This window comes from Rhodococcus sp. 27YEA15 (assembly GCF_049739425.1).
GTDB lineage: Bacteria > Actinomycetota > Actinomycetes > Mycobacteriales > Mycobacteriaceae > Rhodococcus_F.
Window position 1 is genome coordinate 4567549 of record NZ_JBMHHW010000001.1, and the last position, 22757, is coordinate 4590305.

Below are 22757 nucleotides of genomic sequence, written 5' to 3' on the forward strand. Positions count from 1 at the left end.
GAGGTGTTCCTTCCGTGTGTTTCGTCGAACCGGCCTGCAGTCGTAGTTCGTCGCCTGAACGGCATCGCTGAGCCGAGGTGCACACCCCAGCTACTCCACTGTAGAACCGGTTACAAAAAAACGGGAAGGACCGAAGCGATCGTGGTCGGTGACCGAGGCGATCACACACTTCGATGTTCGAGGTCAGCGTTTGTCGGGATTTCGGATGCGCTCGATCTCCGATTCGGTCAGGGGGGCCGAATCGAGGTCGCCTGCCCCCGGACGCAGCCCGGCGAGAACGACGTCCAGGTGGCGTCGCCATCCAGCGTCGGTGACACCGCGCGTCATTTCGACGACGCCTCGAAGTCCCCAGAACACGACGTCGATGTCGGAACTCGTCACGTCGGATCGAATTCGGTTGTGCGCTTGCGCTCGATCGAGAAGTTCGGCGATCAGTGACCTGAACTCGTCACTGAGGGCGACGGTATCCTCGTCGCGCCACAACCGGGTGAGGCAACCCCGATGGCTTGCGTTGATCTCACCGGTGCGGTGAAGCACTTGCTCGAGCCCGGTTCCGTCGGTCACGTCCAGAGCCTCGCGTGCCACCGCGACCAGGTCGGTGATCAGCTGGCGAACCAATTCGCTGATCAGAGCCTCCTTGGTGGGGAAGCGGCGATACAGCGTTCCCATCCCGACTCCGGCTCGAGTGGCGATGTCTTCCACGCTCGCATCGAGCCCCTGCTCGGCGAAGACGTACGCCGCAGCTTCGAGGAGTCGACGACGGTTCTCGGCCGCATCGCGCCGTAAGGTCGGTGCGGTCACTTCGACGTAGCCCCCCCGACAGCACTACCGGAGACCATTTCGAAATCGTCCTGCCGCGGTTCGGCAGACGTCTCGAGCCGCAGCACACTGGTCCGCTTGATTCGGGGCACCAGCAGGGCTGCTGCGGCAGCGACGATGCTGACGCCGCCGAGCATCAGGTATCCGTTGACGTATCCGGATTCTTGCGGAAGTCCGGAATCGGACGCTCCGACCGTGACAATGCTCGCCATCACTGCGGCCCCCAAAGCACCGCCGATGGTTCTGATGTTGGCATTCATACCGCTGGCAACTCCGGTCTGCTCGGCAGGCACTGCAGTGACGACGACGTTGGACATCGCCGAGAACGCGAGCCCCAAACCCACTCCGATGACGGCAGTGGAAAGATACATCTCCCATTTGTAGTCGTGCATCAAGGCGACCATGAAGAATCCGGCGGCAGTGATCACAGTGCCGATTGCGAGTATCCGCTTGGATCCGTATCTCTCGGCCAGTCGGCTCGAGAACATACTCAAGACGAACATTCCCACCGTCATGGGCAGCAGCATGAGACCGGCTTGGGTGACCGACGCACCGAACCCGTAGCCGGTGGAGGTCGGCGTCTGCAGGAATTGCGGCAGGAAGCCGAACGACGCGTACATTCCGACACCGAGGAGCAGGGCGACGAGGTTGGCGGCCCACACCGATCGGATTCGCATCATCCGCATGTCGATCAGCGGATTGTCCGAACGCGATTCCGCGATCACCCAGACGACAGCCAGCACGATCGAGAGGGCGACAAGTGCGAGGACCTTCGCCGAACCCCATCCCCACGACGGTGCCTGGCTGACTGCCAGGAGCAGGGCGACGAGCCAACTGGACAGCAGACCGGCAGTGATCCAGTTGATCTTTCCCGGTGTGACTACTCGCGACTCCGGGATCAGGAAATGCGCGGCCACGGCGGCGACGGCGGTGATGATCATCGGAAGCAGGAACAACCAGCGATAGCTGAGCAACGAGACGATAGGCCCGGCCAAGACGATTCCGAAACCGGACCCCACGGCGGTGAGAGCCGCGATGATACCGACTGCACCGGCAACTTTGTGGGGCGGAAACTCGTCACGAACGATGCTGAATGCCAACGGTAGTAGTCCACCACCGACACCCTGAATGACTCGGGCGACGAGCATGACCGGAAGCGAGGTCGCCACGGCTGCGAGGAGCGAACCGGCGGTGAGCACGATCAACGCAATGACGAAGACGCGCTTTTTCCCGGTCATGTCACCGAGGCGACCGAGGATCGGAGTGAATACCGACGCGGAAAGCAGGTAGGCCGTCAGGACCCACGTCACGTTGGTCTGGTTCGTGTTCAGTTCACGCTCGATCATCGGCAACACCGGCGTGACCAGTGATTGCAGAAGCGAGAACGAGGCAACTCCGAGGCAGAGAACCACGTATGCGACGCGGTACGACGAGCCTCTCTTGTTGCTCGTGGTGCCCACTGGTGAGGTCTTCATCGAGTCGAATCTCCAAGGTGTATCGAAATAAGCAGTGCCGTGCGACGGCCAAGAAGCGGAGTCTCAACTCCGGATAGGACTCATTAGATCACCCCGGCGCTCGCTAAGCGGAGTTTGAACTCCGGATAGTGGGCGCAATCACATGTAGTTACCTTTTGTAACGGTCCCCTCCGGGGGATCAGTCACGCCCGGCTGCACTCGATGCCCCCGGCAGCTCGGATATGGTCGTTCACGTCACCCTGAAATTGTCCACAATAATGTAGGAGAAATGAGTGAGTTACGTCGTCCGAGCAATCTGGACAGCCACCGCGGAATCAGTGGACACAGTCCGTGAGGTGCTTCGAGAGCTCGCACCACTGTCTCGTCGAGAACCGGGAAACGAGCTCTACATAGTCCATCAGGAACCTGACCTACCCCTCGTTTTTCACCTGTTCGAGGTGTACGCCGACGAAGAGTCCTACCGGGCGCACGGCGAGTCGGAACACTTCCGGCGTCTCGCCGTCGACCGGGCCATTCCGCTGCTCGCCGGTCGCGAACGCCAATTCCACGAAACGCTGGACTTCTAGAAAATCTGCATTGGGGCACAGTGGAGCTACCGACGGCGAGACGCCGTCGGTAGCTCCACCGAGGCGGATCGAATCAGATGGTGGTCCAGCCGCCGTCGCTCGGCAGAATCGCTCCGTTGATGTTCTCGGCGTCGTCCGACAACATCCAGAGAATGGACTTGGCCACGACCTCGGGCTCGACAGAAGGAGTCGGCATCGTTTCCAACAGCTTTCCGGTGCGCTCGACGGCATAGCTCGAATTGAAGGCGATGTCGATGTTGGTGTTCACGCCGCCGGGGGCAACAGCGTTGGCGCGCACACCCTTCGGTCCGTAGTAGAACGCGACCGACTTGACGAAGCCGTTGAGCGCATGCTTCGAACTCGTGTACCCCGCACCGGAGATCGAGGAACGGAATCCGGCTTCGGACGAGACGTACACGAGCGCTCCGGCCCCACGCTCGATCATCTGCGGCAGCACCGCACGCGTCAGACGCATCGGCGCTGTGAGATTGACGTCGAACACACGCTGCCAGGTGTCGTCGTCCATCTCCGCGGCCGGTAACCAGTTGTCGGTGATACCGGCAACGCTGGCAACACCGTCGACGGTGCCTGCCGCGGATACGATCGCGTCGACGGTTGCCTGGTCGGTGAGATCTCCGGCAACGGTGACGAGGTTGTCCGTACCGGTCTCGACCGCGAGTTCTTCGAGTCTGGGAGCGGACACGTCAGCGCCCACCACCCGCGCTCCTTCGGCGAGCAGGCGCAGGGTCGCCGCTCGGCCGATCCCTGATCCGGCCCCGGTGACGATGATGGTCTTCCCGGTGAATCGTGTACTGAAATCGGTACTCATCGATTGTGGTTTCCTTCTCGATTCTCGTGGTGTCACTCGACAGCGCAAGAACCGCGAGATACCCCTACCGGGATGCGAGCCCGTAGCTCTTGCGTCATACAGATTTATTCTAAGTGTAAAACCGTATGAACGCTCTCGGCGGGCCACGATGCACCGACCTCTCGGAGAAGCTGCCTTCCGACGGGAGCCCTGCCGGTCGGGGCCTCGGTCCGGCTACCGCGGACGGGAACCACCCTCGGTAACCGACGCACACACCGCCATGACAAGAGTGACGATCAAATCATCGAGATGACCACGAGAAACCGCGAACTTCTTGATCCCCTGCAAACTCAAATTCACCACCTCCGCCAACCGACGCGGCTCGAGCTCACGCGGCACACCCACCACACCACCGAAAAGCCCCGTCAGAAAATCCTCGAAAACCCGATTACTCGCCCGCACCGCCGGAAACCGCGCATCGAACATGTCCGCCGCATCCGGATTCGCCTGAACCAACTCGTAACCAGCCAACACCCACAACGAACACGCACGCTCGACCCTCGACACCAACGACCCACACCGACCGACCTCAGCCTCGATCTCCGCGACCAACGCCACCGTCATCGACTCCAACACCGCCGCGAAAACCGCATCCTTGTCCGGAAACTCGGAATACAACGTCGGCCGAGACATCGAAGCACCACGAGCGATATCCGCCATCGTCGTCCGACTGTAACCATGCCGCCGAAACAAATCAGCCGCCACATCCACGGCCTGCACACGCCGCCCCGTCGTCTCACCCACCGACACAGACTACCGCCACCACCACACACGCAATCACATTTACGTAAAGTGTCAGTTTGTCAACACGCGGTCGCGACGACAGTGCTGTCACCGATCCGACGGCAACTCGCGGCTACGGCCCGGAAGAACAGGCCGCAGCAGCTATGATTCCCGACAGGTCCGAAACGGGTCGGCCGACACCTCCGCGAAGCACTACCCGACGGCCACTGCCCTCACGAAGCTCGAAGGCCTCACCCACCTACCCGAGCCCGGCAATCGCCTCCACGATCGATTCGATCAGCGACGACGGAAGGTGCGACGGTGACGGAAGATTCAGACCCCCGGGAAGGCTCGGCATCGTCCAGATCGCTTGCTGCCGACCGATTGCCAACTTCTGCCGTGAGCCGTCCCCGTTGACCTTGTAATACTCGAACTCGAGATCCATGCCCTTCTCGTACAGCGCGGCGAGAGACATCGTCACGTGGACGGTGTCGAAGGGCATCACTTCCCGAAGGTGCTCGACGCGGCTGTGTACACAACGCAACTCGCCGAATGCGCCACGCGCAGCAAGGCTCTCACGCTGAGATCGGACCAGGAATTTGTCCCGCACCCTGGCCTGCCAGATGTAGTAGTTTCCGAAATACACGTTTCCGACCGCGTTTCCGTCCTGCAAAGTGGTCTCGAACGTCTCCTCCTCGAGTCGATACGGATTGCGCGGCACCATCGGAGCCGATCGGATCAACGCGCCTCGGTCGACATCTCGCGGTTTCTCGGGAACCGTGTCCTGCTCGGCTCCGGTCCGGGTGGTCATCGGCTCGATGAAATCGTGAAAATACTGCGGCATGGGCCGCGCCGCAACCACTCCGTGCGAGAGGATCTCCACCCACGTGGTCTGCATTGCGCCCCAACCGATGTGAATACGCCGATCACCGTCGACCTTGCACCATTCCATGTTCAGATTCGTCGTAGCCTGGTCCGGGCCGGTGAGTTCGGTGATCCAGATGGTCCCTTCGACGATCTCGTCGGTGTAGAGGTTCGCATCGATGAAGACCTCGGAATTGTTGGTCACCATTCCCCATCGGCCTGTCGCCATGTCCTCGACTATCCGTTTGGACACCGGACCCGTACCGCGCTCCCGCAACGCACCCAACCAGAGTGCGAAACTCGCGAAACCCACCGAGCCGCCGATATTGGTGGCATCGCGAAAACCTACCGGGAACCTGATCGAAACAGCAGGGTAGCCGCTCCGCGACACGGGGCGGACGTCGGAACCGTATGCCATCGGGTCGAAGAGCGACATGGATCGAAGAATGTCCGGCCCCGCATTCGACGTCTCGACAACCGAATACCCCTCACCATCGGCATCGGCATCGGCATCGGCATCGACATCGACATCGACATCGACATCGACATGCTCTTCGAGAGCATCCTCTTCGATGACGAACGCCAACATCCTCTCCTCGTTGTCCGTGAGCCGCACCGGGAAGGTCAACACCACGACATCGTTCGACCCTTCACCGTTCCCGAACGTGACAGCGTCACCAGCTCGATCTCTCCATTCGATTGTCACCGAACGACTTCCGGTGGCCTTCCGAATCACCTCCGCTGCGGACCACAACCTGGTACCCGCGTGATCGAGCGAATCCCCCTCCCTGACAAGCCTTTCGAGCAGCGGAATGCGAGCGTTGCCCAGCAGCGTCTTCCACTGCCCCTCGGTTCTGGACCTGATCGGTTCGATGTCACAGCCCTGTGGCCGATCACCGACGGAGCCGAGTAACTTCCGCCCGTCGTGCGACATCGACACCTCCACAGCTGAAGGCACATCGCCTACCACGGTCGGCTTACCGGAGTCCTGCCATTCGACGCTGAAAGCGCTACTCATCCCCCGATGCCCTCTCACCCAGATACATGCTCACGGCAGCTTCGACGATCGGCTTCTCCTGCTCATGACGCTCGGCCTTGGACAGATCGTGAATCCCTGGAACATGAGCCACCATCACGTGAGGATCCCGCACTCTCAGTGCCCGACTGTGCCCGGCCAGCTTCTCTCTGATGATGCGCGCGTCGCGCTCCGTCGGATCGGCAATGTCCTCTGCTGTCGGCCGGCTTTCGTCGTGTGAGAGGATCTGCGCCCGGTAGCCCTGCAATTGCATCACCACGCGATCGTCGGCGAATGCTGCCAGATCGAATTGCATGTGGGAAGCGGACTGCACCTTGTCGTACCCGAACGCCTTGAACGATCGGTCTGCGAACCGGCCGTCGTAGAGATCGATGCGATCGATGGCGACCGGTAGGCAAATGTCACGCGGAACAATGATCTGACCCGATTGCAGGAGCGAATCGAGGAAGTACGGATCGCCGAGCAAGTGCCGGCGATGGTCGGTTCGGGTGATCGCATCGAAAACGATATGTTCGGAATCGAGACTCGTGATGCGCTCCAGCCGACGGAATTCCCCCTCCTGGAACAACAACCAGGAATACAGGTCTGTGCGCGGATCGATGTCCAGAACTTCTGCGGGCACCTCCCGTTCGAACGTCGGCGGCGTCTCGTCCAGACCGAAGATGAAGTCGGCAGCGAAATGCGGTCGGCTGAATCCGGTCCGCTCGGTTCCGATCGTCACGTGAACCTTGGTGCCGACGGCGTCTGGATCCGACTCGGCGACCACTGCGCTGATCTCGATCGCGGTGCCCTCGACGGTGTCGACGACGATCGGTCGCTCGAGCAGGATGTCGTCGATCCGTACCCGGCCGAGCGATGCTCGTCCCGTTACGTACGCGGCAGCTTGAGCCATCGCCTCGAGACCGAATACCGTGGGGAACAGTGCTGATCCCTTCCACACGTGATCGAGGACGAAGGGATCGGCGGCCACCGTCAAACGCGTTCGTGAGACCAGTTCCACCGATGGCTCGAAGCTCGTCACCTGGTCGATGTACCGGGAGACGACCGGTAACTCCGGCACCGACCGGGCCCAGGTATCGAGTCCGCCGAGCCTGCTCGTGATCACGATTCTGCTCGAATCCGGTCCGCTTTCGATCAACCGCAGGAAATGAGCCACCCCGTCGGCAGTCGAGATGGGCATGACGCCCATCTTCGCCAGATGATCGACGCTTCCCATCCGCGCACCCATTCCGGTTTCGCCCCACACGCTGTACGCCAGGGAGAAGGCCCGAGTTCGCGGATGCGCTTCGGCGTATCTCGCTGTCAATTCGTCGAGCAACTCGTTTCCGTAGGCGTACCACGCGTTCCCCGGCATCCCGGTAAAGCCGATGATCGAGGAGATACCGACGAACAGTGCCAGATCGTGATCGCCGAGAGCCTCGACGAAGTTGATCGCTCCCAGCACCTTGGGCGCCACTTCGGCGAATGCCGAATCCGTGTCGACTCTTTCGAACAGACGGGGCACGTTCGCGCCCGCACCGTGCACGAATCCGGTTATCCTGCCCACTTCGGACTCTATCCGATCGACAGCCTCGATTACCGCTTTCGCGTCCGTCACATCACACCGGTAGTAGTGGGCTTCGAGCCCGGCGTTCGCGAACTCGTCCAAAGTCGCACTGATCTCGTCACCGTCGCGGCGCTGCGAACTTCCCACCAGAATTGCCCTGACACCGTACTTCTCGCCCAGTGCACGGGCGCACCGAGCCATGATGCCCTTGGCCCCACCGGTGATCACGACGACGTCCGAACTTCCCAGTGCACACTCGCGCTCGGTGTAGTCGGACGGACCGAGAGGACGAGGACGCCACTCCTGACGTTCGATTGCGTGATCATAGGTGGCAAATACGTACGGCGCCGACGAATCCAGCTCCGACACCACGGACTCGGCCACTCCCCCGGGTGGTGTGCCCCCGTCGAATTCCAGCACCCGAACATCAAGGTCCGAACGCTCGTGATGTATCGACGCTGCCCACCCCGCTGAGCTGGGAACCCGAGCGCTACCGTCACCCCGCTCGCCGGCGAATTGGACGATCACCAACGTCGAACGCTCGTCGCCACCGATTCGGGCCGGCACCACCGCATGCATCGTGTCGATGTTGCGGCGTAGAACAGCATTCGCGGCGGCCACCGTGTCGGGCCTGCGCGGCAACACTGCAACAACGTGACGGGCCGCCAATTCCCGTACCGCGTCGTACGTTCCGGTCTGCACCGACGCGCCGCGGTCACGGAGCGCTCCGCTGACACGATCCGTCACCTCCGGGTTCTCCCCGTCTCCGACAACCACAAACGAAAGGCCTGCCAGGTCCCGGACATGGGACATCTTCCGATCGCCGCGTACCACCTCGAGCGAGAAATCCCGAACCCAGGTGAACCGTTCTGCTGTTACGGACTGCTTCCGCTTCGCGACTGCTCGCGGCCTACTTCCCACGGAAATCGAACGCTCGAGCAGTTCGATCAATTCTCCGACACTGGCGTTGACCCATTCGGCAGGGTCCAGGTCGTCGTGTATTTCCAACCGGGCTGCCACGGTGGCTATCGCGTCGGCGGCCTTGATCGAATCCATGTTCAGGTCGTCGAGAAGATGTAGGTCGGAATCGAGTGAATCCACCGGGAACCCCGTATGTCCGGCGATGACGTCCAACAACATTTGCGATACATCCGACCGTGAAGTCGAGGCCGATACCGACGGGGCAGGGTCCGAGGGGGCAGGGTCCGAGGGGGCAAGGTCCGATGAACCGCTGCCGGTCGACTCGGCCCGGATCAGCGCTGCCGCCTCTGCGACGGTCGCATTGGCCAACTCGGCAGGATCAAGATCCGTTGCGCCGAAACGAGTGGCGATCTTCGCGATCGCCTCGGCCGCGCTGATCGAGTCGAGATTCAAGTCGTCGAGCAGACGCAGGTCGGAGCTGATCGACTCGACCGGAAAACCGGTGGTCGATGCCAGCACCGAGACAAGCTGCTGCTCGACGGAATCCGATCCCGCTGCCACGGACCCCACCGAGGGCTCTAATCGTGCAGTAGCAGCGGGTGGTCGCTTCTCGTCGATCACCCCCGCAACGACTGGAACGACCTCGACCGGCGACACCGGCGCACTACCGATGTCGGCGCGAATGACGTCGACGAGAAACCCGCCTCGCCTGGTCAGATAGTCCGCCAGCGCAGTGGCCGGATCTGCGCCCGACACACCGACCGACAGCGGGTCCGGCGTCGACGAGACCGACAGATGCGATTCGGCGAGATTGCCGATGAACGTCTTTTCACGGGCAGGCTCGAAATCCTGAACGAAGCGGCCCTCGTACAACTCTTTCCATCGAATCGGTGCGCCGTGCACGAACATCGCTGCCAGGGCCAGATTGAAATCCTCGTCTCGTCCGGGCTTCGCGGACACCGGAAAGCACTGCACACCTTGCGATCCGTTGATCGACTTGGTCAGACTCGTCAACACCGCACCAGGCCCGACTTCGATCAGAAGGCCTACTTCAGCCGAGACCGCTCGGGTGGTGGTGACCCAGTCGATCGGGGAAACCACCTGCTCGGTGATCATCGTCTTCAGGTCCAACGGCAATTGGACCCGAAGTCCACTGACGCACGAATACACCGGAATGCGTAGCGAATCGATCCGGTCGTGCACCGGAGCCGTCGACTGCAAGGTTGTCTCGGCGTCGTCCATCATCGCGGAATGAAACGCGTTGGACACGGCAAGTCGACGAGCCGAAACGCCGTTCCGCCCGGCTCTGTCGACAACCTCGTCCACGGCACCACGCGCGCCCGAGACCACGGTCTGGGTGGGCGTATTGAGATTGGCGACGGTCACGTACCCCTGCACCTGGCCGACGAACGACTGCGCAGTTGCGCGGTCGCAGACCAGACTTGCCATGGCTCCGTCGCCGCCACCGCTGACCGTCATCGCTGCACCTTTGGCCGCGGCCAGCGTGATCAGCGTTTTCCGATCGTAGGCCCCGGCAGCATGGAGCGCGGTGAGCTCGCCGAGGCTGTGACCGGCCACGGCGGCAGGCTCGACGCCGAGACGGCGGAGATACTCGAGCCACAACAACGACGCCAACACCACAGCCGGTTGAGTGATCTCCGTTCGTGCCAGATCCAGCTTCCAGGCTGCCAACTCGTCGGCGTCGATACTCCGCACCGGATCGCGCAACACATACGGTGTCACCGGATCGGCTCCCACGCTGCTCAGCCAACCATCAGCCTCGTCGGCAAGTTCTCGAGCCCATCCGAACCGATCGATCAGGACCCGGGCCATTTCCAGTTGCTGAGAACCCTGGCCGGGGAAGACGAATCCGATGTCACTGCGGGCCGAATGCGAGACCGAAATCTCGTTACTCACCGCCGTCACCTGCCCGACAGCCGGAGCCGAGGTACTACATCTGTCTGCAAGTAGACGGAGTCGCTCGGCCAACTGGGCTGGGCGACCGGCTACCACAGCAGCGCGCACCGGTGCCGAAGCCGAGACCGCAGTGGACAGCTCGGCAGCAAGATCGAGCATCTCGGCCGAACTCAACGGAACAACGAGATCGGCCAAGGCCAGTGCCTTCGATACGAGATCTACCATTGTCTCCGCTACGAGAACGAATATCTCGGTGTCCTGGTAACTCGCCATCACCGCCCGGGTGTCGTAGTTGATCTGCAATTTCGGTGAGGGCGCATCCGCGGATTCCAGCGCCACATGGCAGTTGATACCGCCGAATCCCATCGCCTGCACTCCCGCTCGCAGCTGAGTCCGAGGATCTCGGATCTCACCCTTGATCAGCGGATACAACGCCGGTGCTTCGGTCTGGAACACGGGGTTGGGGTCGGTGCACCCGGCGATCGGGGGAAGGATTCGCTGGTTGACGGCGCCGGCCGCCTTGATGAGCGCCAATATCCCGGAAGCCGCCTTGGTGTGTCCGATCAACGACTTGAGTGACGTCATACCGATGCTCCGTCCCGGCGGCGAGGCATTCGTTTCTGCTGCTTGCTGAATCCCTGCCAATTCGACCGGATCTCCGACTGGAGTTCCGGTGCCGTGACCTTCCACGAATGCCACATCGTGGATGCCGAATCCTGCTCCCGCGTAAGCCCGGCGGATCATCTCGGCTTGGGTTTGCGAACGCGGCTTGGTGATCCCGCCCTTGCCGTCCGTCGAGATACCCCACCCGCGAATTGTTGCGTACACGTAATCGCCTGCAGCCCTGGCGTCTTCGAGGCGTTTGAGGACGACGAACCCGCACCCCTCGCCGGGGATGAAGCCACTGCGCTTGGCGTCGTAGACGTTCATGTCCCCTCGTGTCAGAGCGCCGAGTCGAGAGAAACCGACCAATTCGAGGGGGTCGAGGCTGACGTCGACTCCACCTGCCAGAACAAAGTCGGCCTCTCCCGAAACCAGCTTCTCCGCAGCTGTCGCCACCGCCAGCATTCCGGAGGCACATGCACCGTCGACGACGTATCCACCACCGTTGAAGTCGAGGTAGTTGCAGATCCGCCCGGCGATGGTGTTGGACAGCACGCCGGCCAGAGTGTCTTCACTCGGTTCCGGCAGCGGAGCTTTGTAGACCTCCTCCATCGTCTCCGCGAGTGCGTCGATCAGTGCACCGTCCAAGCGGCGAGCCTCGCCTGCAACTCTCAAAGCCCGTTTGACGTAGGGCCAACGCAGTCGCATCGACCACATCCGGGACTCCTCACCGGTCAACGAATTGCCTACGATTGCGGCACTACGATCACGGGGCACCGACTCGCGGGTGTATCCCGCGTCTTCCATTGCCGAGAGAGCTGTTTCCAGGGCCAGCCAGTGAGTGAGGTCGGTCGATCTGAACGTTCGCTCGGGAATTCTGCGCTTGATCCAATCGAATTCGAATCCGTCGATGAACGCACCACGATCAGCGTACATTTTATCCAGATCATCCGGATTGTCGCTCCAATAGTCTTCGAGCGACACTCGCCCCGCGGGAAACCTTCGAAATTGCGTTCGACGTGCAAGAACGTTCCCCCAGAAGCTCCGCAAATCGTTTGCGCCAGGAGACCGCACGCTCATCCCTATTATCGCAATTGCCGGCTTCGTCGAACTTTCAGTCATTCGCACACTTCCTATCTCGCGCACATCTTCGGAAGACCCCATCAGCCGAAAGCTAGCCACATTCGGCGATATGTCGTAAGACCAAGGATTACCTTAAAGCATAAACAAATAACAAATACCGAGCCTATTCGACAAAAGCCGACAGCTACCGTCTGGATATGTGAGTGTTAGCTGAAATTTCTGGCCGCAAGCTTGCCGGCACAGATGCCGACAGAGACACGGCGCGACGTTCAACTGGACGCACTCCCCCATCAAACAGCCACTATCCCCACTGCTCAGCATTAATAAATCTGGCAATGTGGGACTAACCAGTCAATACCGGCAATTTACTTCTTTGCCAATTCGGTCAATTTACGTAAAAGAATATGGCCCTTCGTCTCGAACCTTAATAATTCGACCAGCCTGGAATTAACCAGTAAAAACCTCGTTCGAGGATTTAACGCCAAACGCGAAGTTGAGAATACAGCGCGCATCGCCACACGTCGGCATTACGTTACACAACCCGGAATGCATCGAGCGCTCAGCAAACCGTCGACGAATATTCGACCGAGGCACCCGGTCCGGTCGGCACGACAAACACCCGCCGACCGCGCACGTGAGCATATGTAACGATTCGATAACAGTAGGAGGAGCGCGACAGGCGAGCGTGCCTTACTCAGGCCGAACAGACCGAGCGACATCCGGCACAGCGCAGTCGTCGCACGGGCCATGCATCGCGAGATGTCCCGGCCGACAGCTCTCGCCGCAGCGCATTCGAGTTCGTTCGATTTTGCAGATACGCGTCCGAGCGCTGTCGACACCGGCATTGCAGTTCGACACCGTCGCTACCGCGGACGGGAACCACCCTCGGTAACCGACGCACACACCGCCATGACAAGAGTGACGATCAAATCATCGAGATGACCACGAGAAACCGCGAACTTCTTGATCCCCTGCAAACTCAAATTCACCACCTCCGCCAACCGCCGCGGCTCGAGCTCACGCGGCACACCCACCACACCACCGAAAAGCCCCGTCAGAAAATCCTCGAAAACCCGATTACTCGCCCGCACCGCCGGAAACCGCGCATCGAACATGTCCGCCGCATCCGGATTCGCCTGAACCAACTCGTAACCAGCCAACACCCACAACGAACACGCACGCTCGACCCTCGACACCAACGACCCACACCGACCGACCTCAGCCTCGATCTCCGCGACCAACGCCACCGTCATCGACTCCAACACCGCCGCGAAAACCGCATCCTTGTCCGGAAACTCGGAATACAACGTCGGCCGAGACATCGAAGCACCACGAGCGATATCCGCCATCGTCGTCCGACTGTAACCATGCCGCCGAAACAAATCAGCCGCCACATCCACGGCCTGCACACGCCGCCCCGTCGTCTCACCCACCGACACAGACTACCGCCACCACCACACACGCAATCACATTTACGTAAAGTGTTAATCTGTAAACACGAGAAGGAGTGAACAGACATGACCACCAACAAGACATGGTTCATCACCGGCGCCGGCCGAGGGTTCGGAAGACACTGGGCAACAGCCGCACTCGAACGCGGCGACAACGTGTGCCTGACCGCCCGCAACAGCGACACCTTGACGGACCTCGTCGAGCTTTTCCCGCGAACCGCACTACCCATCGAACTCGACGTGACCGATCGCGACGGCGTGTTCGGTGCAGTACGCCAAGCCCACGACCACTTCGGACACCTCGACGTCATCGTGAACAACGCCGGATTCGGCCAGATGGGCGCAATCGAAGAAGTTGACTTCGAGAGTATTCGCGCGAACTTCGACACCAACGTCTTCGGCACACTTTCGGTGATTCAGGCCGCACTCCCCCTGCTTCGTGAACAAGGCAGCGGGCACATCATCAACGTGTCCAGCGTCGCCGGAGTCATCGCCGTGCCCACCGCCGGAATCTACGAGGGCGCCAAATTCGCGATCGAAGGCATCTCGGAAGCCCTCGCTGCCGAAGTTGCCGCATTCGGTATCAAAGTCAGCATTCTCGAACCCAGCGGCTACGCAACGGATTTCCTTACTCCAAGCTCCATCGGAAACGCGCCGACGATGCCCGTCTACGACGCCTTGCGCGAAGAACTCTCCGCATCCCTGACTCCCGACGCACTGGGAGACCCGTCCGCCAGCGCCACCGCGATACTCGCGCTGGTCGACGCCGACCAGCCACCACTGCGGCTGATGCTGGGCAATCTACTACCTGTCGTGAAAGACGTCTACGCTCAACGCATCAAAACCTGGGAGGACTGGGACCACATCGCCCTGGCCGCCCATGCGCACCCCGTCGAAGCGGCGGATGGACGGTAAAATCCACACGCGCCAAGGGAAAGAGGTTACGCCAGTGGCAAACTGGAAAGAACTGAAGACACAAGCACCAGATTTGGCGTCGGTGATCGCCGGGCTCTTCAACACGAAATCAGCTGTTCTCGCCACGTTGCGCCGCGACGGCTCACCGCGAGTGAGTGGAGTCGATCTCACTATCGACGACACGGACATCTGGTGGCCGATGGGTGAAGGATCCGTCAAACTCGCGGATGTACGCCGCGATCCTCGCGTAGCGCTTCACGCCGAACTCCGTCCGGCACCCGACGGTCCGGCGTCTCGATGGGACGGCGATGCGAAGCTGGCGGGCCGTGCCAGAGTCGTGGCGTCGGAAGGCGATCAGCCACCACGGATCGAACTCGATATTCGTGAGGCAGTCTGGGCGCACGTCGATTCGGACGATCGCACACTGCTGGTCGATTCCTGGATCGAAGGTCGAGGATTCGAGCGTCGTATCGCACGCGGATAACCCCGGCCGATCAGCTCTCCAGCCGCCGGGCCCCCAGAACATCCTTGAGCAGCTCCTTGGCCACTTCCTCCGGATCGCGGCGATCAGCGGGGCTGCCCGGCTCGGCGGCCTCGGCGAACATCTCGTCCTCGTCCTCGGGGGACGGCGGTGGCGGGGCCGATTCGTAGTCGACCTCGGGGGCCGGTCCGGGGTCTTCAGGATAGTCGGGAGCTTCGGGCGGCGGAATGTCGTCCGAATCGCGATCCGAACGACCTGAGCCCTGCTGCGGCAGCACGGTCGGCGACGCCGCCGCCCGCTCCTGACTCGGCCGCGAGAACCTCGGAGTGGCCGTGGGCCGCTCCGGCGCACTGGCAGTCTTGACGGTCGCCGACTTCGACGCCGGCGCAGGTGCCGAAGCGCCATCCTGGTACTCCACTTGCCAAGTCCCGCCGAACATCTCGGACAGAACCTCGCAGATGACCGCAGCATTGTGCGGTTGCGTCACACGCGCGCCGAGCAACGGGGATCCGTGCGCAATCACCATGACGTGACCGCGCACGTCATGTACGGTAGCTGCAGACAGCATTGCCGGAAGAACCTTGTTACGTTCACCGACTTTGTTACGCAAGGCATTCCAGGCTTCCCGCAGCGTTTCCACCGTCGGTCCGGCGGTAGCCGGTTCCGGATCGGGGACAAGCTCAACAACGGGTTCCGTCGCCGCCGGTTCTGCAACGGGCTCCGTCGACGCAGATTCTGCGACCACCTCGTCCACGGTATCGGGCACTGGTTCCGATGATTCAGGCACCGCTGCAACCGGCGGCTCAGGTGATTCAGGCACCGCTGCAACCGGCGGCTCAGGCACCGCTGCAACCGGCGGCTCGACGTTCTCCGCGTGCGCCGCCCGCTGTGAAGGTCGCTGGAACTTGGACGCAACCTCCGGCTCCAGTGGACGAACCGCGTCGTCCACCACGGGGGCCGGTGCCGATGCGCCCGAACCCGCTGCCGGAACACCACGCTCGATGCGTTCGAGACGCTGCAACACAGCGGACTCGTCGTCCGATGCCGACGGCAGCAGCATCCGCGCACACATCACTTCGAGAAGCAGACGAGGTGCCGTTGCACCGCGCATTTCGCCGAGACCGGCGTGAACCGTCTCCGCAAACCTGGTGAGAGTGGCTGGGCCGACGCGCTGGATCTGCTCACGCATCGTGATCAGTTCGGCTTCCGGTGCGTCGACCAACCCGCGTTCACTGGCGTCGGGCACCGCCTGCATGAGAATGAGATCGCGGAGTCGTTCGAGGAGATCCAAGGCGAAGCGTCGTGGATCGTGACCGGCGTCCATCACACGATCGACGGTGCCGAAGAGTGCGGCGCCGTCACTGGCGGAGAGTGCGTCGACGGCCTCGTCGATGAGCGCTACGTCCGTGACGCCGAGTAGCGACAGCGCGCGAGAATACTGCACGCCCTCGTCGCCTGCACCGGCAAGGAGTTGATCGAGAACACTGAGGGAATCTCGCGGTGATCCGCCGCCGGCCTTGATGACCAACGGATACACCGACGGCTCGACCGGAACGTTCTCCTGGGCGCAGATCTTCTCGAGCAGCCCACGCATGGTGGACGGGGCCAGCAATCGGAACGGGTAGTGGTGCGTACGCGAACGAATCGTCGGCAGAACTTTCTCGGGTTCCGTCGTCGCGAAGATGAAGATGAGGTGTTCCGGCGGTTCCTCGACGATCTTGAGCAGTGCGTTGAAGCCTGCTGCGGTGACCATGTGCGCTTCGTCGATGATGAACACGCGGTACCGCGAGGCCGCCGGAGCGTGGAACGCCTTGTCGCGGAGTTCACGAGTGTCGTCGACACCGCCGTGGCTGGCCGCGTCGAGTTCCGTGACGTCGAGATTGCCGGTACCACCGGGACCGAGGGATACGCACGAGTCACACACACCGCACGGTGTGGAAGTAGGGCCTTCGGCACAGTTCAACGACCGCGCCAGAATACGAGCCGACGACGTCTTACCGCAGCCGCGCGGACCCGAGAACAGGTAGGCATGATTGATGCGCCCACTGTCGAGTGCTGTGCTCAGCGGGGCAGTGACGTGCTCCTGCCCCACCACCTCGGCGAAGGTCGCGGGTCGATACTTCCGGTACAGGGCCACGCGGAAAGACTACCGGCGAGCGGCGACAGACTCTCCGCACGGGGCGCACTGCCACGGTCATCCGAAACATGTTCGCAACACATTCGCAGCGCAGATGAAACCGTGCGCATCCATCGTGGGTTCCGTGCATGCGGGCTGATCCGTGTGCGTGAGGAGAAAACCGTGCCCGCCACCATCGATGCCGGAGCAACTGCCTGGCTGCTCGTCAGTACCGCCCTGGTACTTCTCATGACACCGGGACTCGCACTGTTCTACGGCGGCATGGTCCGCTCGACCGGCGTGTTGAACATGATCATGATGAGCTTCGTCTCCATCGCGCTCGTCACTGTGGCCTGGCTGTTCGTCGGATACAGCCTGGTGTTCGGGGACGATCACGGCGGCGTCATCGGTGGGCTCGAGCACCTCGGCATGGCAGGTATCGACCCGTCGACGGTGCACGGAAACGTCCCGGAGGTTCTGTTCGCGACATTCCAACTGGCGTTCGCCATTCTGACCGCGGCACTGATCAGCGGTGCGATCGCCGACCGCGCCAAGTTCTCCGCCTGGATGATCTTCGTTCCGATCTGGTCGTTGCTCGTCTACGCCCCCGTCGCGCACTGGGTATGGAATCCGCAGGGCTGGCTGGCCAGATTCGGTGCACTCGACTACGCAGGTGGTCTCGTCGTCGAAATCGTCTCCGGGGCGTCCGGCCTGGCTTTGGCCCTGGTACTCGGTCAGCGCATGGGCTTCAAAGCAGAGTCGATGCGACCGCACAATCTGCCGTTCGTGCTACTCGGTGTCGGATTGCTCTGGTTCGGCTGGTTCGGTTTCAACGCCGGATCAGCCCTGGCCGCCGACGGTATGGCCGCGCAGATCTTCCTCAACACACTCGTCGCCGGCTGCACCGGGCTACTCGGCTGGTTGCTCGTCGAACAGAATCGGGACGGGCATCCCACGACGTTCGGCGCCGCATCCGGCATCGTCGCCGGCCTGGTCGCCATCACCCCGTCGTGTGGAACTGTCAACATGTTCGGTGCCGTGATCATCGGTTTGGTGGCAGGCATCGTCTGCTCCTACGCCGTGGGCTGGAAGCACAAACTCGGCTACGACGACTCTCTCGACGTGGTCGGCGTGCACCTCGTCGGCGGAATCATCGGCTCGCTACTCATCGGTTTGCTCGCCACAGCGGTCATGACCGGCGGCCCGGAAGGTCTGTTCTTCGGCGGCGGGTTCGCTCAGTTGGGCAAGCAGTTGGTCGGCGTCGTCGTGGTGGCGCTGTACGCCTTCGCCATCACCTACGGTCTCGGGAAACTCATCGACAAGACCTTCGGTTTCCGCATCTCGCGTGAAGACGAAGCCCGCGGCATCGACGTGGCATTGCACGCGGAGTCGGCCTACGAACACGGCGTGCTCGGGCACGGTCCGATCGGTGGTCAGAACCCCAGCCCGTTCCTGCAGCGTGCGCGTGAGCGCGAATGACCTACTTCGCCTTTGCCGCGGCTTTCGCCGCTTTCTTGAACTCCCGCACCTCGAGCAGGGACTGTTCGTCGACGACGTCGGCGATGGAACGCCGCGAACCGTCGAGGCCGTAGTCGCCGGCAGCGGCCCGCCACCCCTTGGGCTGGACTCCGATCTGCTTGCCGAGCAACGCCAGGAAGATCCGCGCCTTCTGATCTCCGAAACCAGGCAGTGCCTTGAGTCGTTTCAGCACCTCCTTGCCGTCCGGATCGCCGGACGTCCAGATTGCTGCCGTGTCACCGTCGTAGTTCTCGACGACGAACTGGCACACCGACTGGATGCGCTCGCCCATCGACTTGGGAAATCGATGTACGGCCGGCGGTTGGGCGCAGATCGCAACGAACTCGTCCGTGTCCATGTCGGCGATCCGCCGGATATCGAGATCTCCGAGTCGGTCGACGAGTTTCTTGGGCCCCAGAAATGCCGTCTCCATCGCTACCTGTTGATCGAGGAGCATTCCGACCAGCAGTGCCAAAGAATTCTCGGCGAGGAGAGCATCAGCTTCAGGGTCACCGACGAGATTGAGTGAAAGCGCCATAGCTCGATACTGCCACTTCAGGACGGATGTGCCGCTGGCACGTAGGCCGTCGGAATCGGCACCGTCCACTTCTTCCACCCGAACACGATCAACGCGGCCAACGCCACCGCGACGAACACCCACAGATAGATCCCGCGCGTCGGAATCCTCAAATACTCGGGGGTGACGAACATGAACAGACCCATCCCGACGAAACGATCCGTCCCGGGAATGACCGTGGGATCCCACCAGGTGTGCGACCAGTTCAGAACGGGCAACAGACAGAACAGAGGGAAAACCCAGGCCCAGAGCTTCCCGGATGCCAACGCGTAGTGCGCGGCCAGAATCACCAACGGCACGAACCACACCCAATGATGACCCCAGGAAAAAGGCGAGACCGTGGTGGCCGTCATACCTGTCAACGTCAATCCCAACAACTTCTGGCCCTGGCGATGCGCGAACCACGCAGCGCTCAACCCGAGACAGACCGCCACCAGGCTGACGGCGATCACCAGCACCTTGGACGGTGTCGGCGTATGGGTCAGCTGCGCAATCAGCCCGGACACGGACTGATTGCTGGGTGTATCCGTCCGCCCCACTCGATCGCTCTCGAACAGCGTGCCTGTCCAGTACTTCTTCGCGTCACCGAAGATGAACACAAACCCCAGGGCGATCGTCGCCCCGAACGTCGTGACCGCGATGACGAGCGCCCGCCACTGTCGGGTGACGAACAGATACACCCAGAAGAACGCCGGTGTCAATTTCACACCGGCAGCGATACCGGCACCTATACCGCGAAGCCGACTGCTCTCCTCGCGCCCCAGATCCCACACGATCAGCAGTAACAGGAAAATATTGATCTGGCCCAGCCACAATGTGGTTCGAATCGGCTCCATGAACAGAAAAATGGCGGTGGCCAGCACACTGACCGCGTATGCCCGGACGTCGAGCCGATAGCCCAGATACTTCCAACACAGGACAACCACCGCCAGCAGCGCCGCAACGTTGAGAACCGTCCACACGACCGCCGCGTCCTGCAACGACAAGACCGCCCAGCCGGTGAACAACAGTGCAGCAAACGGCGTGTAGGTGAACATCATGCCCTGCAGGACCGGGCCGTCGTACAGCGGACGACCCTGTACCACCATGCTGCCACCGTGCCGATAGACATCCAGATCGAGGAAATTGTTGAATATGCCCCAGTAGCTCGCGCCCATCGGGACACCGAGAAAAACCATCAGTACCGAGCACACTGCCAGCACCGTGAGGATCGAGAACCCAACAAAACCGAACGTCAGCCGACGTTTCTCATCGGTGCCCACGACAGCACGGTTGTCCGAATCCTTGATCGCGCCCGTCACTGCAACCTCCGGTTCGCACCCTATGCCGGGAACTGGCTGTCCCGAAGGCTACAAGGTTCTCCCCGATACCGCCCGACAAGCGGCCGAGTTGACGACTCGACCGCTCAGTCCTCGACCACTCAGATTTCAGTCAGCCGTGATTCCGTCGCAGCCAGCAACACGCAGGTTGCCACGCCGTCCATCGCAACCTCGAGTTCCGCAGTGCCCGGGAAACTCGGCGCCAGACGAATGTTTCGGTCATCGGGATCAGTGCTGTAGGGGAAGGCGGAGCCGGCAGCGGTGAGCGCGATGCCCGCATTCTTGGCCAGCTCGATCACGCGCTTGGCGGTCCCGTCGACTACGTCGAGGCTGATGAAGTACCCGCCCTTGGGCTCGGTCCACGACGCGACCTTGGAGGCACCGAGGCGATCCTCGAGAATTCTGAGCACCAGTTCGAACTTCGGAGCCAACAAAGCTCGATGCTTGTCCATGTGTGCACGCACACCATTCGCATCACCGAAGAAACGCAGGTGCCGCAACTGGTTGAGCTTGTCCGGGCCGATGCTCTTCTTACCCAGGAACTTCTGGTACCACGCCAGGTTATCGGCGGAAGCACCGAAGAAGCTCACGCCGGCGCCGGCGAAGGTGACCTTGGACGTGGAGGCGAAGACCAGTGGACGATTGGGGTGTCCGGCCTCGGCAGCCATCGAGAGAACGTCGTACGACGGTGCGGTCTCGCCGACCAATGGATGGACGGCGTAGGCGTTGTCCCAGTACAAACGGAAATCGGGGGCAGCAGCCGGCATCGACGCGAGCGCACGCACCACGTCCTCGGAGTACACCGCCCCGGTGGGATTCGCGTACACGGGAACTGCCCACATGCCTTTGATCTGCGGATCGGAAGCGACAAGTTCGGCAATCTTGACCACGTCCGGACCATCCGGGTTCATCGGGACGGCGATCATCTCGATACCCAGCGACTCGGTGATGGCGAAATGGCGGTCGTAACCCGGTGCCGGGCACAAGAACTTCACCGTCTCCTCACGCGCCCAGGGGCGAGCGGAATCCGGTGTGCCGTGCAGCAACGAGAAGACCACGTTGTCGTGCATGATCTCGAGGCTCGCGTTGTTGCCTGCGAGAAGATTGGCTACCGGGATGCCGAGAAGTTCACCGAAGATGGCACGCAGTTCGGGCAGACCTGCAAGGCCACCGTAGTTACGGCAATCCGTACCGGTTCCGTCGCGGAAGTCCCCGTCGCCCGGCAGCGTCAGTAGCCCGGACGAGAGGTCGAGTTGTTCCGGTGACGGCTTGCCTCGAGTCAGATCGAGTGCGAGCTTCTGCGCCTGGAGCTGCGTGTACTTCGCGCTCTGGCTCTCGTGCTCGGAAGTGAGTTCTTCATGGCTCATCAACCCGATTTGGGTTTGGATAGGCATCCGGAGCGGCCTTTCACCGACGAGGCGGGGTCGGGATATGCGAAAAATAAGAGGACCCCGCGCACCCGGCAGAGCCCGTTGACCCTTGCTGCCTTCCGGCCCTGGGGGAGTTCACAGGATGCGCGCCGCGCGGGATCCAATGAACAGTGTAGACGGCCGACGACAGTCTTGGCACACCACCCACCCGCGCCTGCTCGACATGTCGACAGCCGGACCTCTTTGCGCAGCTCAGGCACCCGTTTAACGCTTGGGGGAGATAGTTGGGTATGCTTCTGCACGGAGGATTCGCCTAGTGGCCTATGGCGCTCGCCTGGAACGCGGGTTGGGTTAACGCCCTCAGGGGTTCAAATCCCCTATCCTCCGCCAAGGGAACCCCTTGTGACTGCAGAAGTGCAGATCACAGGGGGTTCTTTTCTGCTCTCGTACGACCGGCCGATTCGAGCCGAAACTGCCGTGGGGGAATGCCTGCCCCGACGACGGTTCACGTCTGCGCCGAGGTCATGGTGAGCATTCGATTCCTCGGCAGCGTGTCCGCGCATAGGCTGCCCGGGCGACAATTGCCGCA

15 protein-coding genes, 1 tRNA gene and 1 other RNA gene are annotated in these 22757 nt (G+C 61.7%); 5 read left to right on the plus strand and 12 right to left on the minus strand.

Translation table 11 applies throughout. The features are described 5' to 3' along the window. Positions 1 to 183 precede the first annotated feature (183 nt). Together ABH922_RS21415 and ABH922_RS21420 are read right to left on the minus strand one after the other, a co-directional pair. Entirely contained in the window at positions 184 to 801 is a 618-nt protein-coding gene (locus tag ABH922_RS21415; RefSeq protein ID WP_424808830.1) for a TetR/AcrR family transcriptional regulator, read from the minus strand. Beyond that, positions 798 to 2294, minus strand: a complete 1497-nt coding sequence (locus ABH922_RS21420) for an MFS transporter (protein WP_424808831.1) — start codon at positions 2292 to 2294, stop codon at positions 798 to 800. Before ABH922_RS21420 ends, ABH922_RS21415 begins: the two co-directional genes overlap by 4 nt. A gap of 272 nt (positions 2295 to 2566) precedes the next feature. Between ABH922_RS21420 and ABH922_RS21425 the strand changes: the two genes are divergently transcribed. Next, the gene (locus ABH922_RS21425; protein WP_424808832.1) at positions 2567 to 2860 is read left to right on the plus strand and encodes a putative quinol monooxygenase; all 294 of its coding nucleotides are present in this window, start codon (positions 2567 to 2569) and stop codon (positions 2858 to 2860) included. Positions 2861 to 2933: 73 nt separating this feature from the next. On the opposite strand, the gene ABH922_RS21430 is transcribed toward ABH922_RS21425, so the two are convergent. From ABH922_RS21430 to ABH922_RS21450, 5 genes are all read right to left on the minus strand, one after another. Next, the gene (locus ABH922_RS21430; RefSeq protein WP_424808833.1) at positions 2934 to 3689 is read right to left on the minus strand and encodes an SDR family NAD(P)-dependent oxidoreductase; all 756 of its coding nucleotides are present in this window, start codon (positions 3687 to 3689) and stop codon (positions 2934 to 2936) included. A 213-nt stretch (positions 3690 to 3902) separates the two neighbouring features. Beyond that, a complete protein-coding gene (locus ABH922_RS21435; protein ID WP_424808834.1) occupies positions 3903 to 4472 on the minus strand; it encodes a TetR/AcrR family transcriptional regulator in 570 nt (189 codons plus the stop codon). 238 nt (positions 4473 to 4710) lie between these two features. Beyond that, a complete protein-coding gene (locus ABH922_RS21440) occupies positions 4711 to 6333 on the minus strand; it encodes a hypothetical protein (protein ID WP_424808835.1) in 1623 nt (540 codons plus the stop codon). Next, positions 6326 to 12502: an SDR family NAD(P)-dependent oxidoreductase gene (locus ABH922_RS21445; protein WP_424808836.1), complete on the minus strand. Its 6177-nt coding sequence runs from the start codon at positions 12500 to 12502 to the stop codon at positions 6326 to 6328. The genes ABH922_RS21440 and ABH922_RS21445 overlap by 8 nt, the downstream gene beginning before the upstream one ends. Positions 12503 to 13284: 782 nt before the next feature. Beyond that, positions 13285 to 13854, minus strand: coding sequence for a TetR/AcrR family transcriptional regulator (locus ABH922_RS21450; protein WP_424808834.1), 570 nt, complete (start codon positions 13852 to 13854; stop codon positions 13285 to 13287). An 84-nt stretch (positions 13855 to 13938) separates the two neighbouring features. Between ABH922_RS21450 and ABH922_RS21455 the strand changes: the two genes are divergently transcribed. After that, complete coding sequence (locus ABH922_RS21455) at positions 13939 to 14787, plus strand: SDR family NAD(P)-dependent oxidoreductase (RefSeq protein WP_424808837.1); 849 nt, start codon at positions 13939 to 13941, stop codon at positions 14785 to 14787. 34 nt (positions 14788 to 14821) lie between these two features. Then, positions 14822 to 15271, plus strand: coding sequence for a pyridoxamine 5'-phosphate oxidase family protein (locus ABH922_RS21460; RefSeq protein ID WP_424808838.1), 450 nt, complete (start codon positions 14822 to 14824; stop codon positions 15269 to 15271). 10 nt (positions 15272 to 15281) lie between these two features. Here ABH922_RS21460 and ABH922_RS21465 read toward each other — a convergent pair whose 3' ends face one another. Continuing rightward, positions 15282 to 17405: a DNA polymerase III subunit gamma and tau gene (locus ABH922_RS21465; RefSeq protein WP_424808839.1), complete on the minus strand. Its 2124-nt coding sequence runs from the start codon at positions 17403 to 17405 to the stop codon at positions 15282 to 15284. Between the two features lie 162 nt (positions 17406 to 17567). Here ABH922_RS21465 and ABH922_RS21470 point away from each other — a divergent pair, with 162 nt between their 5' ends. Further along, positions 17568 to 18863: an ammonium transporter gene (locus tag ABH922_RS21470; RefSeq protein WP_424808840.1), complete on the plus strand. Its 1296-nt coding sequence runs from the start codon at positions 17568 to 17570 to the stop codon at positions 18861 to 18863. A 1-nt stretch (position 18864) separates the two neighbouring features. Here the strand turns inward: ABH922_RS21470 and ABH922_RS21475 are convergent, their stop codons facing one another. The 4 genes from ABH922_RS21475 to ffs all read right to left on the minus strand — a co-directional run bounded on the left by ABH922_RS21475 (position 18865) and on the right by ffs (position 22334). Beyond that, complete coding sequence (locus tag ABH922_RS21475; RefSeq protein WP_424808841.1) at positions 18865 to 19440, minus strand: HhH-GPD-type base excision DNA repair protein; 576 nt, start codon at positions 19438 to 19440, stop codon at positions 18865 to 18867. Between the two features lie 17 nt (positions 19441 to 19457). Then, entirely contained in the window at positions 19458 to 20780 is a 1323-nt protein-coding gene (locus ABH922_RS21480; protein WP_424808842.1) for a glycosyltransferase 87 family protein, read from the minus strand. Between the two features lie 119 nt (positions 20781 to 20899). Beyond that, the gene (locus ABH922_RS21485; protein ID WP_424808843.1) at positions 20900 to 22192 is read right to left on the minus strand and encodes an aminotransferase class I/II-fold pyridoxal phosphate-dependent enzyme; all 1293 of its coding nucleotides are present in this window, start codon (positions 22190 to 22192) and stop codon (positions 20900 to 20902) included. Positions 22193 to 22237: 45 nt separating this feature from the next. Beyond that, an RNA gene (gene ffs / locus ABH922_RS21490) (signal recognition particle sRNA small type) lies at positions 22238 to 22334 on the minus strand. Positions 22335 to 22470: 136 nt separating this feature from the next. Here ffs and ABH922_RS21495 point away from each other — a divergent pair. After that, positions 22471 to 22558, plus strand: a tRNA-Ser gene (locus ABH922_RS21495). Positions 22559 to 22757 lie beyond the last annotated feature (199 nt).

Coding starts and splice junctions, on each gene's coding strand:
- ABH922_RS21445 (WP_424808836.1), bottom strand. CDS start 12,502: ATGGGGTCTTCCGAAGATGTGCGCGAGATAGGAAGTGTGCGAATGACT.
- ABH922_RS21485 (WP_424808843.1), bottom strand. CDS start 22,192: ATGCCTATCCAAACCCAAATCGGGTTGATGAGCCATGAAGAACTCACT.
- ABH922_RS21455 (WP_424808837.1), top strand. CDS start 13,939: ATGACCACCAACAAGACATGGTTCATCACCGGCGCCGGCCGAGGGTTC.
- ABH922_RS21430 (WP_424808833.1), bottom strand. CDS start 3,689: ATGAGTACCGATTTCAGTACACGATTCACCGGGAAGACCATCATCGTC.
- ABH922_RS21475 (WP_424808841.1), bottom strand. CDS start 19,440: ATGGCGCTTTCACTCAATCTCGTCGGTGACCCTGAAGCTGATGCTCTC.
- ABH922_RS21420 (WP_424808831.1), bottom strand. CDS start 2,294: ATGAAGACCTCACCAGTGGGCACCACGAGCAACAAGAGAGGCTCGTCG.
- ABH922_RS21440 (WP_424808835.1), bottom strand. CDS start 6,333: ATGAGTAGCGCTTTCAGCGTCGAATGGCAGGACTCCGGTAAGCCGACC.